The organism is Cupriavidus sp. 2TAF22 (genome assembly GCF_052115045.1).
In the GTDB taxonomy this organism is placed as follows: Bacteria; Pseudomonadota; Gammaproteobacteria; order Burkholderiales; family Burkholderiaceae; genus Cupriavidus.
The window spans coordinates 14,414-30,327 of the sequence record NZ_JBFRFX010000021.1 but is presented as its reverse complement, the minus strand read 5'-3'; the positions used below and the strand labels follow the sequence as shown (position 1 = coordinate 30,327).

The following is a 15,914-nucleotide window of genomic DNA, read 5'->3' as shown; positions in this document are numbered from 1 at the left end:
TGCGGACTGCGGACAGGGGAATGCGGGGTCCCGGACAGCGGGACATGAAACGGAAACGCGCCGCGACCCGGTCAGGGCGCGGCGCGCGGGGCACGGTGCCGTCAGCTGGCGCCGGAGGGGCGCGCGCACGACACCGGGACGGCGCTCAGGCCAGCATCGAGCGCAGCATCCATGCGGTCTTTTCGTGCGTCTGCATGCGCTGGGTCAGCAGGTCGGCCGAGGGTTCGTCGCCGGCCGCGTCGATCACCGGGAACAGCGAGCGCGCGGTGCGCACCACGGCTTCCTGGCCTTCGACCAGCTTGCGGATCATGTCGGTGGCTTCGGGCACGCCCTCTTCCTCGGCGATCGACGACAGGCGGGCGTACTCCTTGTAGGTGCCCGGTGCCGGGTAGCCCAGCGCGCGGATGCGCTCCGCGATGGAGTCCACGGCCAGCGCCAGCTCGGTGTACTGCGCCTCGAACATCAGGTGCAGCGTGTTGAACATCGGACCCGTCACGTTCCAGTGAAAGTTATGGGTCTTGAGATAGAGCGTGTAGGTATCCGCCAGCAGCTTCGAGAGGCCTTCCGCGATTTTCTTGCGCTCTTTGTCGGAAATGCCGATGTTCACGCTCATCTCATTCTTCTTTGCCATGATAGGTACGCTCCAATCTGGGGTGGCCACGATAACTGCCGCGCCATGCAACGCGGCACAACCCGCACATTATCGCATCACCCGCCGAAGGCCGACAAACCGGCCAGCAAACCCCGCGCGGCATTGAAGAGCACCGCGGCCGCGCCCAGCGCGATCACCGCCATGCCGATTTCCTTGCGCCACAGCTTGCGTTGCAGGCGCGCGGCATCGGCGTGGCCGGCGCGGTCGTGCGCATCATGCCGCAGTTGCTGCAGCTCGCTGACGAACATATCGATCATGGCCATGATGGTCCTCCTTGCCTTGGGTTGCCGCGCTGCGCCGGCGCCATCCGGGGCGCCGGCGCGGACGCGGTTTACTTCAGGTCGAGTGCGCGCCTGACGCCTTCCGCGTAGGCCGGATCGGCCTTGGCGAAGTGCTCCAGCTGCACGCGCACGATCTCTTCGGGCACGCCCCGCATCGCGGCCGCGATATTCGAATACAGGCGCTGGCGCTGCGCCTCGTCGAACAGGCGGAACAGGGCACCTGGCTGGCTGTAGTAGTCGCTGTCCTCGCGGTGGTCGAAGCGGTCCGCGTCCCCGCCCACGGCCAGCGGCGGCTCGGCCGCGCGCTCGCTGGCGGCATAGGCGCCCTGGCGGTTCGGCTCGTAGTTGATCTTGGCGCCCTGGTTGCCGTCCACCCGCATCGCGCCGTCGCGGTGGAAGCTGTTGACCGACGGGTTGCGCGGCGCGTTGACCGGGATCTGGTTGTGGTTCACGCCCAGGCGATAGCGCTGCGTGTCACCGTACGAGAACAGCCGGCCCTGCAGCATCTTGTCGGGCGAGAAGCTGATGCCGGGCACCACGTTGGCGGGATTCATCGCCACCTGCTCCACTTCGGCGAAGTAGTTGTCCGGGTTGCGGTTGAGCTCCAGCACGCCGACGTCGATCAGCGGGTAGTCCTTGTGCGGCCACACCTTGGTGAGATCGAACGGGTTGAGGTGGTACTTGGCGGCGTCGGCCTCCGGCATGACCTGCACGCGCACGTTCCAGCGCGGGAAGTTGCCGCGCTCGATGTTCTCGAACAGGTCGCGCTGCGCGCTCTCGCGATCGCCCGCGACTACCTTGGCCGCCTCTTCATTGGTCCAGTTGGCGATGCCCTGCGCCGACTTGAAGTGGAACTTGACCCAGAAGCGCTCGTTCGCGGCGTTGATGAACGAATACGTGTGCGAGCCGAAGCCGTGGATCTGGCGATAGTTCTGCGGCAGGCCGCGGTCGCTCATCAGGATGGTGACCTGGTGCAGCGACTCCGGATGGCGCGACCAGAAGTCCCACACGGCGATCGGGTCGCGCAGGTTGGTGCGCGGGTTGCGTTTCTGCGTATGGATGAAGTCGGGGAACTTGAGCGGGTCGCGCACGAAGAACACCGGCGTGTTGTTGCCCACCACGTCCCAGTTGCCTTCGTCCGTGTAGAACTTGATCGAGAAGCCGCGCACGTCGCGCTCGGCGTCGGCCGCGCCGCGCTCGCCGGCCACGGTGGAAAAGCGGATGAAGATCGGCGTCTGCTTGCCTGTCTGGGCGAATACCGAGGCCTTGCTGTACTTGCTGATGTCGTGCGTGACGGTGAAGGTACCGTGGGCACCGGAGCCCTTGGCGTGCACGCGCCGCTCGGGAATGACCTCGCGGTCGAAGTGCGCGAGTTTCTCGAGGAACCACACATCCTGCAGCAACATGGGACCGCGCGGGCCCGCGGTCAACGAGTTCTGGTTGTCGGCAACCGGCGCGCCCGCGCCAGTGGTGAGAACATCCTTGTCCTTGCTCATCATGCCCTCTTCTTGTGGGTGATCGGGTGATTGGGTGATCTGGAATCCTGGCTGGGGCGGGCTCTGCATGGCCGCTGGCTAATTTCAGTACACCGCGGCGCAACAGGCAAGGCAATCGGCCACGCAGCCTGCCAGCGCGCGCAGGATGCTGCCCGTTGTGGTGGATCGGATGCCTTCCATCCAGGACTCCTCTGAGTGACCGGCACGTAATGTGTCGATGCAGGAAGTCTAAGGTCGATCTATCAAGTTTGGAATTTAATAATTTCTAACTATGAAATAGACGTCACCTATGTCGGCCGGCAGGTTCGGCCAGCGCACGCAGGGAATGCGCGGGAAATAGAAGGGGGATGGAGGGAGGGAAAGGAGGGGCAGGAGGGGCAGGACAGGCGGGCAGGACCACCCGCCCGGAAGGACAGGCCGCTCAGGCGGCCTCGGCCAGCTCCTTGGCGGCCAGCATGCTGACGCCAGGCAGCGCGCACGCGGCCACGGCGCGGCGCAGCGCCTCCATGGCGGGAAGGCGCGTAAAGCTCTTGCGCCAGGCCAGCACCACGCGCCGGTCGGGCACGGGGTCGGTGAACGGCACATAGGCCAGCAGGTCGTTCTTGCCCGGCCTCAGGTCGGCGACCGAGGTGCGCGGCAGCACGGTGATGCCGACACCGCTGGCCACCATGTGACGGATGGTTTCCAGCGAGGAGCCCTCGAAGGTCTTCTGGATGCCGTCGGCCGCCTGCGAGAAGCGCGACAGCTCCGGGCATACGCCCAGCACCTGGTCGCGGAAGCAATGGCCGCTACCCAGCAGCAGCATGGTCTGCTGCTTGAGCTCGTCGGGATCGACCTTGCCGGCCGATTCCAGCTGGTGCCCGCGCGGCACCGCCACCACGAAGGGTTCGTCGTACAGGGGCTGCACGGTCAGGCCGGAATCGGCGAACGGCTCGGCCATGATGGCGCAGTCGATCTCGCCCTGCTTGAGCAGCTCGATCAGCTTGACCGTGTAGTTCTCCTGCAGCATCAGCGGCATCTGCGGCACGGTCTGGATCATTTCCTTGACCAGCGAAGGCAGCAGGTAGGGCCCGATCGTGTAGATCACCCCCAGGCGCAGCGGCCCGGCCAGCGGGTCCTTGCCCTGCTTGGCGATCTCGCGGATGGCCATGGTCTGCTCCAGCACGCGCTGGGCCTGCGCCACGATCTGCTCGCCGATGGGCGTCACCGAGACCTCGGAGGTCCCGCGCTCGAAAATCTGCACATTGAGCTCGTCTTCCAGCTTCTTGATGGCGACCGACAAGGTCGGCTGCGATACGAAGCAGGCTTCCGCGGCCCGGCCGAAATGGCGCTCACGCGCCACGGCGACGATGTACTTGAGTTCGGTGAGCGTCATGACTTATCAATTCCCGTTAGGCGATAGATTTTACCTTCGATTCACGGTTCTGTCAGAGCCAGGATCAATGCGGCGCGCACGATACCCCGGCCCGGAACATGACGTGCAGGCTGCGGCACTTGTCGCCGCCGGAGGCCTCAAGCCTTGAGGAAATGCTCGCGCCCGCCGAGCCAGCGCAGCAGGTGCGCCTCCACGGCTTCGGGGTAGCGCGCCAGCATCAGTTCGGCAGCCTCCTGCGCGTAGTCGACCAGCCAGGCATCGGTTTCCAGGTCGGCGAAGCGCAGCATCGCCTCGCCGGACTGGCGCGCGCCGAGGAACTCGCCGGGGCCGCGGATCTGCAGGTCGCGCCGGGCGATCTCGAAGCCATCCGTGGTCTCGCGCATGGTGGCCAGGCGCTCCTTCGCCGTGGGCGACAGCGGCGCCTGGTACATCAGCAGGCAGACCGATTCCGCACTCCCCCGCCCGACCCGGCCGCGCAACTGGTGCAGCTGCGCCAGGCCGAAGCGCTCGGCATGCTCGATCACCATCAGCGAGGCGTTGGGCACGTCCACCCCGACCTCGATCACCGTGGTGGCGACCAGCACTTGCAGCCGGTTGGCGATGAAATCGCCCATCACCGCGGCCTTCTCCGCCGGCGGCAGCCGGCCATGCACCAGCCCCACCTTGAGCTCGGGCAGCGCCGCGACCAGGGTTTCGTAGGTCTCCACGGCAGTCTGCAGCTGCAGCGCCTCGCTCTCCTCGATCAGCGGGCAGACCCAGTAGATCTGGCGGCCGTCGGCGGCGGCATGATGCACGCGCTCGATCACCTCGTCGCGGCGCGCATCGTTGACCAGCCGCGTGACCACCGGGCTGCGCCCGGGCGGCAGTTCATCGATCACCGAAACGTCGAGATCGGCGTAGTAGGTCATGGCCAGCGTGCGCGGGATCGGCGTGGCCGACATCATCAGCTGGTGCGGCACGGTTTCGGCGGGCGCGCCGCCGCGTGCGGCCGGCACGGCCTCGCCGCCATCGGCGTCGGCCTTGCCGCGCAGCGCCAGCCGCTGCGCCACGCCGAAGCGGTGCTGCTCGTCCACCACCGACAAGCCCAGCCGCGCGAATTTCACGCTGTCCTGGATCAGGGCGTGGGTGCCGATGACCAGCCTGGCCTCGCCCGATTCGACCCGCGCCGCGGCCTCGCGCTTGGCGCGCGCCTTGAGGCTGCCGGCCAGCCATACCACCGTCACGCCGAGCGGCTCCAGCCAGGCGGAGAGCTTGCGGAAGTGCTGCTCGGCCAGGATTTCGGTAGGCGCCATCAGCGCGGCCTGGTAGCCGGCATCGATGGCCTGGCAGGCCGCCAGTGCGGCGACGATGGTCTTGCCGCTGCCGACGTCGCCCTGCAGCAGGCGGTGCATCGGGTGCGGCGCGCCCATGTCGGTGGCGATTTCCTCGACCACGCGCTGCTGCGCGCCGGTGAGCTTGAACGGCAGCGCGGCCAGGAAGCCCGTCAGCAGCCCGCCGGCGCGGCGCGGCATGGGCGGCGCGCTCTTGTCGCGCCGCGCGGCCTGCGAACGCTTGAGCGAAAGCTGCTGGGCCAGCAGCTCGTCGAACTTGATGCGCTGCCAGGCGGGGTGCGAACGCTCGGTCAGCGCGGCTTCGTCCACCTCCTGCGGCGGCGCGTGCAGCAGGCGCAGGCACTCCGGCAGCGGCCGCAGCTTGAGCTGGGCCAGGGGTCCTTGCAGCACCGGGTGCGGCAGGGTCTCGGGCAGCGGCGTGCGCCCCAGCGCGCCGCCGATGGCTTTGCGCAGGTAGGTCTGCGGAATGCCGGCGGTGCTCGGATAGACCGGCGTGAGGCGGTCCGGCAGCGGCTCGCCGGGCGCTACCGTGCGCACCGTGGGGTGCACCATCTCCGCGCCGAAGAAGCCGCCGCGCACCTCGCCGCGCACGCGCAGGCTGGCGCCCTCGGCCATCTGCTGGGCCTGGTTGCCGTAGAAATTCAGGAAGCGCAGCGTCAGCTCGCCGCTGTCGTCGGCGATCTTCACCACCATCTGGCGGCGCGGGCGGAAGGTGACCTCGTTGGAGGCGACCACGCCCTCGACCTGCGCCGTCAGGCCCAGCCCGGCGCGCCGGATCGCCTCGGCGATCGGCTGCAGCGAGGTCTCGTCCTCGTAGCGCATGGGCAGGTGCAGCACCAGGTCGACATCGCGCTTGAGGCCGAGCTTGTGCAGGCGCGCCATGGCCGAGGATGGCTTGCCCGCCGCGCCGCCCTTGGCCGCCGCGGCCTTGCCGGGGCGCGCCGGCTTGCCCGCGGCCGGCGCCGGGCTGTCGGCGGTTTCCTGGATCGGGTCGGGAGCGGTTCCTGGCATCGGGCGGCAGTGTTGTGGCGAGTAAGCGTGTGGTGTCGGATACCTGCCGCGGCAGGGTGACGCAAGCGGTCGCCAGGGGCCGCGAGGGGCCGCGAAGGACCGGCAAATAGGCGATATCATGCGCGCCCGGGCGGCGCTGCCGCCCCAAGCCTTACAATACCGGATTCGCCGATTGTACCTATGCCGGCCGCGCCACTGCGCGGCCCGCTGCCGTTTTTGCCCCCCATGATGCTGACGTTGTCCGATTTCGATTTCCCGCTCCCGCCAGAACTGATCGCGCAGACCGCCCTGCCCGAGCGCGCCGCCAGCCGGCTGCTGGTGGTGGAGACCGAGGCGCAGACGGGTGTCACGCGCATGGCGGACCGCGTCTTTGCCGATGTGGCGGACTACCTGCGCCCGTCCGACCTGCTGGTGTTCAACGACACGCGCGTGATCAAGGCACGCTTTTTCGGCCAGAAGGGCAGCGGCGGCAAGGTCGAGGTGCTGGTCGAGCGCGTGCTGGACACCGATACCGTGCTGGCCCAGGTGCGCGCGTCCAAGACGCCGCCCGAGGGCAGCCGGATCCGCCTGGCGGATGCCTTCGAGGTCACCGTGGGCCCGCGCGTGGACCAGTTCTTCACGCTGCGCTTCCCCGCGCCGGCGCTGGACCTGATCGAGCAGTACGGCCGCCTGCCGCTGCCGCCCTATATCACCCACGACCCCGACGCCTACGACGAAACCCGCTACCAGACCGTCTACGCGCGCAATCCCGGCGCCGTGGCCGCGCCCACCGCCGGCCTGCATTTCGACGACGCCCTGTTCGCGCGGCTCGATGCGCTCGGCGTGCGGCGCGGCTTCCTGACCTTGCACGTGGGCGCCGGCACCTTCCAGCCGGTGCGCACCGAGAACCTGGCCGAGCACAAGATGCACGCCGAGTGGTACGAGATCTCCGGGGAACTGGCCCAGGCCGTGCGCGACACGCGCGCCGCCGGCGGCCGGGTGATCGCGGTCGGCACCACCTCGCTGCGCGCGCTGGAATCGGCCGGCGCGGCCGACGGCACGCTGGCCGCCGGCCGCGGCGATACCGACATCTTCATCACGCCCGGCTACCGCTTCCGCGTGGTCGACGCGCTCATCACCAACTTCCACCTGCCCAAGTCGACCCTGCTGATGCTGGTATCGGCGCTGGCCGGCGTGGAGCCCATCCGCGCCGCCTACCGCCATGCGGTGGAACAGCGCTACCGCTTCTTCAGCTACGGCGACGCCATGCTGCTCACGCGCCAGCCGCAGCCCTGAGCGCGCCGCGCCAGCCAGAAACCGCTTCCAAGATACCCGCCATGCTCGACTTCGAACTGCTCACCACCGACGGCAACGCCCGCCGCGGCCGCGTCACCCTCAACCACGGCGTGGTCGAGACCCCGATCTTCATGCCGGTCGGCACCTACGGCTCGGTCAAGGCGATGTCGCCGCTCGAGCTCAACGAGATCGGCTCGCAGATCATCCTGGGCAACACCTTCCACCTGTGGCTGCGCCCCGGCCTGGAAGTGGTCGAGAGCCACGGCGGCCTGCACCGCTTCATGGGCTGGGACAAGCCGATCCTGACCGATTCGGGCGGCTTCCAAGTGTTCTCGCTGGGCGCGCTGCGCAAGATCACCGAGGATGGCGTGACCTTCGCCTCGCCCGTCAACGGCGACAAGCTGTTCCTCTCGCCCGAGATCTCGATGCAGATCCAGCGCACGCTGAATTCCGACATCGTCATGCAGTTCGACGAGTGCACGCCGTACGAGATCGACAACCGCCCGGCCACGCACGCCGAGGCGGCCACCTCGATGCGCATGAGCCTGCGCTGGGCCAAGCGCTCGATCGACGAATTCAACCGCCTGGCCAACCCCAACGCGCTGTTCGGCATCGTCCAGGGCGGCATGTTCGAGGACCTGCGCGACGAGTCGCTCGCCGGCCTGTCCGAGCTGGACTTCCACGGCTACGCCATCGGCGGGCTGTCGGTGGGCGAGCCCAAGGAAGACATGATGCGGGTGCTGGAGCACGTGGCGCCGCGCCTGCCGGCGCACAAGCCGCATTACCTGATGGGCGTGGGCACGCCCGAGGACCTGGTGGCGGGCGTGGCCGCCGGCGTCGACATGTTCGACTGCGTGATGCCGACCCGCAATGCCCGCAACGGCTGGCTGTTCACGCGCTTCGGCGACGTCAAGATCAAGAACGCGGTCCACCGCAGCGACACCCGCCCGCTGGACGAAAGCTGCGGCTGCTATACCTGCCGCAATTTCTCGCGCGCCTACCTGCATCACCTGCACCGCGTCGGCGAGATCCTGGGCGCGCGCCTGAACACCATCCACAACCTGCACTACTACCTGCAGCTGATGGCAGAGATGCGCGAGGCCATCGAGCAGCACCGCTTCGAAGCCTTCCGGGCGCGCTTTGCCGCGGACCGCGCGCGCGGAGCGCAGTAGAGGCCACCCGGGTCCCGTGAACTTTCCGCCGGGCGGCGGTCGAACAGCGGGGTCCGGCGTGTCCAGGCGGCTCGCAAGGCGCCCCGAACAAACCCGTAAACCCCTGCAAATGCCCCGATCGGGCGTGCAATGCGGTTGCAAGCGGGTGGTAGAATGATCGACTAACTGATTGACTTTGTGACGGAGAAGCGACGTGCTGATTTCTAACGCATTTGCCCAGACTGCCGGTGTAACCGGTGGCGCGGCGGGTGGCCTGATGAGTTTCCTGCCCATCATCCTGATGTTCGCGGTGCTGTGGTTCATCATGATCCGCCCGCAGATGAAGCGCCAGAAGGAATCGAAGGCAATGCTGGAAGCCCTGGCCAAGAACGATGAAGTCGTCACCGCCGGCGGCATCCTTGGCCGCGTGACCAAGGTGAACGAGCAGTACGTGACCGTCGAGATCGCAGCCGGCACCGAAATCACCGTGCAGAAGAGCGCCGTGACCACCGTGCTGCCCAAGGGCTCGCTGAAGTCGCTCTGAGCATCGCGCCGCAGGCAGCGCGCCCTTTGCGCTGCCGCCCTGCTGCCGCTTCGCTGCCTTCTCGCCGGCTTATTTCGCCCTTCCCGGCACGCCTTTAGCGCGCGTGCCCCCGCAGCCGCCTGATCCAGCCCGGGGTTGCCCGTGGATGCCAGGCGGCTGTTTGCCAACCGGTGCGGCGGTGCCGATCTCCCGCTGACGATACCGTCGAACGGTACGCTCGGCCCCGCCAACCGCAGAACGACTGGCCAAAGATGAATCGTTATCCGCTTTGGAAATACCTCGTGATCCTGGTGGCGCTGGCCATCGGCATCACCTATACGCTGCCGAACTTCTTCGGCGAGGCGCCTGCCGTGCAGGTTTCCTCCGCCAAGGCCACGGTCAAGGTCGACCTGGCCACGCAGAAGCAGATCGAGCAGATCCTGGCGCAGAACAGCCTGCAGCCCGACGGCATGTTCTTCGACGTCAACGGCCAGTCCGGCTCGGTCAAGGCACGCTTTCGCACGCCCGACGAGCAGCTCAAGGCCAAGGACGTCCTGACGCGCGCGCTCAACCCGGATGCCAATGACGCCACCTATGTGGTGGCGCTGAACCTGCTGTCGGGCTCGCCGCGCTGGCTGACCGCCATGCACGCGCTGCCGATGTACCTGGGCCTGGACCTGCGCGGCGGCGTGCACTTCCTGCTGCAGGTGGACATGAAGGGCGCGGTCGACAAGAAACTCGACAGCCTGGCCGGCGACGCGCGCACCCTGCTGCGCGACAAGGGCATCCGCCACGGCGGCATCGACCGCGACGGCGAGCGCCTGACGGTGCGCTTCAACAATGCCGACGACGCTGCCAAGGCGCGTGGCATCCTTGCCGACAACCTGCGCGAACTGGCCTTCGCGCCGGACGGCAACAATATCTCCGGCGTGTTCACCGACGCCGCGCGCAAGGCCGTGCAGGACTCGGCGGTCAAGCAGAACATCACCACCCTGCACAACCGGGTCAACGAACTCGGCGTGGCCGAACCGGTGATCCAGCAGCAAGGCGCCGACCGCATCGTGGTGCAGCTGCCTGGCGTGCAGGACACCGCCAAGGCCAAGGACATCATCGGCCGCACCGCCACGCTGGAAGCCCGCCTGGCCGATCCCGACGCGCCGCGCGCGCCGCGCCCGGGCGACCCGATCCCGTTCGGCAGCGAGCTGTTCACGCAAGGCAACGGCGCCCCGGTGGTGCTCAAGAAGCAGGTCATCTTCACCGGCGACCGCATCGAGAGCGCCTCGGCGGGCTTCGACCACAACCAGCGCCCCTCGGTCAATATCAAGCTCGATGCCCAGGGCGGGCGCGTGCTGCGCGACGTATCGCGCGAGAACATCGGCAAGCCGATGGGCATCGTGCTGTTCGAGAAGGGCAAGGGCGAAGTGCTGACGGTGGCGACGATCCAGTCCGAACTGGGCTCGAGCTTCCAGATCACCGGCTCGTACTCCACCGAAGCCGCCAACGACCTGGCCCTGCTGCTGCGCGCCGGCTCGCTGGCCGCGCCGATGGAAATCATCGAAGAGCGCACCATCGGCCCGTCGCTGGGCGCGGACAACATCAAGAAGGGCTTTGACTCGGTGGCCTACGGCTTCAGCGCCATCGCCATCTTCATGGTGCTGTACTACATGCTGTTCGGCGTGTTCTCGGTGGCCGCGCTGGCCATCAACCTGCTGCTGCTGGTGGCGGTGCTGTCGATGCTGCAGGCCACGCTGACCCTGCCGGGCATCGCCGCTATCGCGCTGGTGCTGGGCATGGCCATCGACGCCAACGTGCTGATCAACGAGCGCATCCGCGAAGAGCTGCGCGCGGGCGCTTCGCCGCAGGTCGCCATCGCCACCGGCTTCGACCGCGCCTGGGCCACCATCCTTGACTCGAACGTGACCACGCTGATCGCCGGCCTGGCGCTGCTGGCCTTCGGTTCGGGCCCGGTGCGCGGCTTTGCCGTGGTCCACTGCCTGGGCATCCTGACCTCGATGTTCTCGGCGGTGTTCTTCAACCGCGGCCTGGTCAACCTCTGGTACGGCCGCAAGAAGAAGCTGCAGAGCGTGGCGATCGGCCAGATCTGGAAGCCGGGCTCGGACAGCCAGGGCACCGTCACCAAGTAAGCATCGGGACAGCATCAAGGCGGCCGCGCCAGGCGCGCGGCCGCCAAACAGCACAAGAACGGCAGCAAGGGCTGCCGTACAGAACAGGATTCAACATGGAATTCTTCCGCATCCGGCGCGACATTCCGTTCATGAAGCACGCGTTGGTCTTCAACGTGATTTCCTTCCTGACGTTTGCCGCGGCCGTGTTCTTCCTCTGGCACAAGGGCCTGCACCTGTCGATCGAGTTCACCGGCGGCACGGTGATGGAGGTCAACTACCAGCAGACCGCCGATCTCGAGAAGATCCGTGGCCAGGTCGGCAAGCTCGGCTATACCGACGTGCAGGTGCAGAACTTCGGCACCTCGCGCGACGTGATGATCCGCCTGCCGCTGCAGAAGGGCCCGGACGGCAAGCCCGTCACCTCGGCCCAGCAGAGCGAGCAGGTCATGGGCGCGCTGCAGGCCGCCACGCCTGAAGTCAAGCTGCAGCGCGTGGAATTCGTCGGCCCGCAGGTGGGCAAGGAACTGGCCACCGACGGCCTGCTGGCGCTGCTGTGCGTGGTGGCCGGCATCGTGATCTACCTGTCGTTCCGCTTCGAATGGAAGTTCGCGGTGGCGGGCATCATCGCCAACCTGCACGACGTGGTGATCATCCTCGGCTTCTTCGCCTTCTTCCAGTGGGAGTTCTCGCTRTCGGTGCTGGCGGCGATCCTGGCGGTGCTGGGCTACTCGGTCAACGAGTCGGTGGTGATCTTCGACCGGATCCGCGAGAACTTCCGCAAGTACCGCAAGATGAGCACGCACGAGATCATCGACAACGCGATCACCAGTACCATCTCGCGGACCATCATCACCCACGGCTCGACCGAAATGATGGTGTTGTCGATGTTCTTCTTCGGCGGTCCCACCCTGCACTACTTCGCGCTGGCGCTGACCGTCGGTATCCTGTTCGGCATCTACTCCTCGGTGTTCGTCGCCGCGGCGCTGGCCATGTGGTTCGGCGTCAAGCGCGAGGACCTGGTCAAGGGCGAGAAGAAGCCGGGCGAAATCGACCGCGACGACCCGAACTACGGCGCGCAGGCCTGACGGCCCCGGGCCTGGCTCGCGACCATGAAAAATGGGCACCTCCGGGTGCCCATTTTCTTGCCCTGCCGCCTGCGCGGCGCGGCACTGCCCGGATCAGAACTGCTCGATCCACACCGCAAGGCGGTCCGTCGAGAATTCCGTCGTGCGCGCGGCAACGCGGCAGACGATGACATCGCCCTCGCGCGCGGCCTTGAGCGCGCCGCCCGCCTCTTCCAGCCATAGCAGCCCGGCAAGCCAGACGGCGTGCTGCGCCGAGACTTCCTTCTTGACCGGCTCGCCGAGGTATTCGGCCAGCGCAGCAGGCCGGGTCCAGACCAGCGCATCGCCATCGCGGCGCACCGCCGCGGCGCCTTCGCCCGTGGACGGTACTTCAGCCAGCACGTCGGCCAGCACCGTGACTGCGTCGCCTGCGCCGCGCCCGGCAAAGCGCGTGCGCAGCGCGGCGAGCTGCGCCGCCACCGCGAAGCCGAAGCCACCGCTGCGCCGGCTTTCCGCCGCCACCAGATCAGCGTAGTCCATCAGCAGCCAGTCCGGCTCGGGGTTCTGCACGCCGGCCAATGCGGCCGATGCCAGGTAGGTCTCGACCGGCTGGAAGCGATCCGTGCCGATCAGGCTGGCCACCAGTGCGCGCACCAGCCCCACGCGCGTGGCGACGGTCTGCTTCTGCAGCACGCTCAGCTTCTCGCGCACGAGCTGGTCGCGCTCCTTGCGCAGGCCCGCCATCTCGAGCGCCTGCTTGAGCTCCATGCGCAGTGCGGTGATGTCCCACGGCTTCTTGATGTAGCGATGGATCTGGCCTTCGTTGACGGCCGCGACGGTATGCTCGATCTCCGAATAGGCAGTGGTCAGGATACGCACGATATGCGGGTAGCGCTCGCGCGCGTAGCGCAGCAGCTCGTTGCCGTATTCGCCCGGCATGCGCTGGTCGGAAACCAGCACCGCCAGGCTGTCGGCGTGCGCATCCAGCAGCGCCTTGCCTTCTTCAACCGAGCCGCCGGTCACGACTGGCGCCAGGGCGCCGATGGCACGCTGGAAATACTTGACCGCCGTGGCTTCGTCATCGACGAACAGAATCGCCGGTGATGGTGCCTGCGTGGCATTCGGTTCGTTCATCGATCACTCCTATGCATTCGACTCTTTGTATTGGGGAAATCCAGCGTTACGGTGGTACCGGCCCCGGCCATCGATTCGATCCGGATACCGCCACCGAAAGACTGCATCACACGGTTGCAGAAAATCATGCCCAGGCCATTGCCACCGGTGCTCGCGTGGGTAGTAACCGGGTCCACCAGAAGGCGCCCCATCACCTCCGGCGGGATGCCCGGGCCGTTGTCGCAAATACGGATCGCGGCCTCGGGCTCGGCCGTCACCACGAAACGCAGCGAAGGCCCGTCGATGCCGTCGAGCGCACGCAGCGCATTGGACAGCAGCGACGACAGCACCAGCGCCACGCAGTTGGGCAACGTGCGCACGGCAAAATCTTCTTGCAGTTCAACCTGCACCCACTCCCGCTGCGCTCCCGCAAACGGGTAGGTATCGAGCAACGCGGCGATCAGCCCGCCGGCGGTCACTTCACGGCTGGCGGTGGCCTGCGTGCTCGGCCGGCTGCCGCTGCTGCGCACCGACTGCAGGAACGACGAGATCACCGCCAGGCAATACTGTGCGTTGTCGTGCATCGCGCTGGCCGCCTGGCCGATCTCGGTCTGGCGCTGCGGATTGTATTCCGCCACGATCCGGCTTTCGATACCGCGCGCAAAATTTGCGATCGCCGCCAGCGGCGTGTTGAGTTCGTGCGCCAGGAAGGCCAGCGTCTCGTCGATGGCCATCAGGCGCTGGTGGCGCATCGAGCGTTCGCGATAGCGCTCCGCCGCCATGCGCAGCGCGTCGCGCACCTGGCTGAGCCCGAGCGGCTTCTCCAGGATTCGGAAGACCTCGCCGGTATTGACCGTCTGCAGCAGCATGTCCTTGTCGGCATAGGCCGTCACCAGCATGCGCACGATCTGCGGATATTCGAGCGCGATCTGGCGCAGCAGGTCGCCGCCGTCGCGCCCGGGCATGCGGAAGTCCGTCACCAGCACCGCCACGCGCGCGCCCTCGCGGCGCAGGATGCCGATCGCCTCGTCCGCGCCGCTGGCGACCAGCACCTCGTACTCCGCACCGACCGCGCGGGCAAAATACTTGCATGCCATCTCTTCGTCATCGACGTAGAGCACGGTAAGCCGGGGTTGCCTGGCGTCGCTCATGGCATTCTCAGTCGGCGCGCGGCAGGTCGAAGCTGAACGAGGCCCACTTGCCCAGTTCGCTCTCGGCGAACAGGACCCCGCCGTGGCGTTCGACCACCGCATAGCTGATGGACAGGCCAAGGCCAAGGCCCTGACCCACTTCGCGCGTGGTGAAGAACGGCTCGAACACGCGCGCCAGGTGTTCGGCGGCGATGCCCGGTCCGTTGTCCTTCACGGTCACGTGCAGGCGGCGCTCGACCCACTTCACCGTGGTGTGGATCGCCGGGCTTTGCGTGCCGGCCTTGCGCATCGCTAGCGCAGCGTTTGAAAACAGGTTGATCAGCACGCCGATCACGGCGGCCTCGTCGCCCAGCACCAGCGTGTCGGCCGGCAGCTCGCGCGTGACGGCCACGCCGCGCAGTTCATGCGCGGTGAGCCGGATCGAGGAATCGAGCGCCTTTTCGAACAGGAACGGCGTGCCCTCGGCCTCGGCGCCCGGCTTGCGATAAGCGAAGGTCTTCAGGTCCGACACGATATGCTGGATACGCTGCATGCCCTGCTTGGCGTCGACCAGGCACTCCTGCAGCATCGGCTCGTTCTTGGCCACCGGCTCCTCCATCGCGACCTCGATCGCCATCAGGCAGAAGTTCACCGGGTTGTTGACCTCGTGCAGCAGGCCTGCGGCCAGCGTACCGATGGCGGCCATCTTTTCCTGCTGCAGCATCTGGCCCTTGATGTCGACCAGCTTGCGGTTGATCACCTCGAGCTCGCCGTTTTTTTCCGCAACCTCGGCCTTGAGGCGGAACAGCATGAAGCGCGCGCGCTCGTTGAAGAAGGTGTAGACCGCACTGGCCGCGGCGGCGAACAGCAGGAACAGCGAATTGACGATGAAGGTGCCGGCCGGCTCGACCCCGCCGGGATGGAACAGGCAGGCCAGCAGGTAGAACAGGTAGGAGAGCAGCCCGAACACCAGGTTCTGCCACAGGCCGAACGGCAGCGCGATGCCGGACGCGAAGATGGCCAGGTTCAGGCCCACGTAGTATGGCGACTCCACGCCGTCGGTGTGCCAGATCATCCACGAGATCATGATCTGCGGCAGCAGCAGCCAGGACAAGGTCAGCCACGGCGCGAAGCGGCGGCCCGCCGAGCTGTACAGCATCATCACGATGCCGGCGATCAGCAGCGACACCAGCACCCGCGCCACCGCGAACGGTGCCTGCAATTGCGGGTACTGGCCGTAGTCCAGTCCCACGCCGAGCAGCACCAGCACGATGGCGGTATAGGCCCCGCCACGGCTGAAGGCGAGGCGGAAGTCCGCCAGCTCTGTCTGGTAACCCGCATAAAGTTGATTCGTGCTCATGTCTGGGCAGGCTGCTCGGTTTTCAG

At 67.2% G+C, this 15,914-nt stretch carries 13 protein-coding genes; 5 read left to right on the top strand and 8 right to left on the bottom strand.

What is annotated here, in order from left to right; translation table 11 throughout:
- Positions 1-145: 145 nt before the first annotated feature.
- The 5 genes from AB4Z48_RS23695 to recG form a co-directional block, all read right to left on the bottom strand.
- Complete coding sequence (locus tag AB4Z48_RS23695; protein ID WP_441618445.1) at positions 146-631, bottom strand: Dps family protein; 486 nt, start codon at positions 629-631, stop codon at positions 146-148.
- Between the two features lie 77 nt (positions 632-708).
- Entirely contained in the window at positions 709-915 is a 207-nt protein-coding gene (locus tag AB4Z48_RS23690; RefSeq protein WP_441618443.1) for a hypothetical protein, read from the bottom strand.
- A 68-nt stretch (positions 916-983) separates the two neighbouring features.
- Positions 984-2,429 (bottom strand): catalase, encoded by a 1,446-nt coding sequence (locus tag AB4Z48_RS23685; protein WP_441618720.1) that lies wholly within the window; start codon positions 2,427-2,429, stop codon positions 984-986.
- Positions 2,430-2,850: 421 nt separating this feature from the next.
- The gene (locus AB4Z48_RS23680) at positions 2,851-3,804 is read right to left on the bottom strand and encodes a LysR substrate-binding domain-containing protein (protein ID WP_441618441.1); all 954 of its coding nucleotides are present in this window, start codon (positions 3,802-3,804) and stop codon (positions 2,851-2,853) included.
- A 137-nt stretch (positions 3,805-3,941) separates the two neighbouring features.
- A complete protein-coding gene (gene recG / locus AB4Z48_RS23675; protein ID WP_441618439.1) occupies positions 3,942-6,146 on the bottom strand; it encodes an ATP-dependent DNA helicase RecG in 2,205 nt (734 codons plus the stop codon).
- A gap of 228 nt (positions 6,147-6,374) precedes the next feature.
- Between recG and queA the strand changes: the two genes are divergently transcribed.
- The 5 genes from queA to secF all read left to right on the top strand — a co-directional run bounded on the left by queA (position 6,375) and on the right by secF (position 12,306).
- Positions 6,375-7,421, top strand: a complete 1,047-nt coding sequence (queA, locus tag AB4Z48_RS23670) for a tRNA preQ1(34) S-adenosylmethionine ribosyltransferase-isomerase QueA (RefSeq protein WP_441618718.1) — start codon at positions 6,375-6,377, stop codon at positions 7,419-7,421.
- Between the two features lie 41 nt (positions 7,422-7,462).
- A complete protein-coding gene (tgt, locus tag AB4Z48_RS23665) occupies positions 7,463-8,593 on the top strand; it encodes a tRNA guanosine(34) transglycosylase Tgt (RefSeq protein ID WP_441618437.1) in 1,131 nt (376 codons plus the stop codon).
- A gap of 193 nt (positions 8,594-8,786) precedes the next feature.
- Entirely contained in the window at positions 8,787-9,116 is a 330-nt protein-coding gene (gene yajC / locus AB4Z48_RS23660; RefSeq protein WP_006157582.1) for a preprotein translocase subunit YajC, read from the top strand.
- Positions 9,117-9,367: 251 nt separating this feature from the next.
- Complete coding sequence (gene secD / locus AB4Z48_RS23655; RefSeq protein WP_441618434.1) at positions 9,368-11,239, top strand: protein translocase subunit SecD; 1,872 nt, start codon at positions 9,368-9,370, stop codon at positions 11,237-11,239.
- A gap of 95 nt (positions 11,240-11,334) precedes the next feature.
- Positions 11,335-12,306 (top strand): protein translocase subunit SecF, encoded by a 972-nt coding sequence (gene secF, locus AB4Z48_RS23650; RefSeq protein ID WP_441618432.1) that lies wholly within the window; start codon positions 11,335-11,337, stop codon positions 12,304-12,306.
- Between the two features lie 93 nt (positions 12,307-12,399).
- Here secF and AB4Z48_RS23645 read toward each other — a convergent pair whose 3' ends face one another.
- The 3 genes from AB4Z48_RS23645 to AB4Z48_RS23635 are packed head-to-tail and all read right to left on the bottom strand — an operon-like array spanning position 12,400 to position 15,888.
- Positions 12,400-13,419, bottom strand: a complete 1,020-nt coding sequence (locus tag AB4Z48_RS23645) for a response regulator (RefSeq protein WP_441618430.1) — start codon at positions 13,417-13,419, stop codon at positions 12,400-12,402.
- Entirely contained in the window at positions 13,416-14,549 is a 1,134-nt protein-coding gene (locus AB4Z48_RS23640) for a hybrid sensor histidine kinase/response regulator (protein WP_441618428.1), read from the bottom strand. Before AB4Z48_RS23640 ends, AB4Z48_RS23645 begins: the two co-directional genes overlap by 4 nt.
- 7 nt (positions 14,550-14,556) lie before the next feature.
- A complete protein-coding gene (locus AB4Z48_RS23635; RefSeq protein WP_441618426.1) occupies positions 14,557-15,888 on the bottom strand; it encodes a sensor histidine kinase in 1,332 nt (443 codons plus the stop codon).
- Positions 15,889-15,914: the final 26 nt, after the last annotated feature.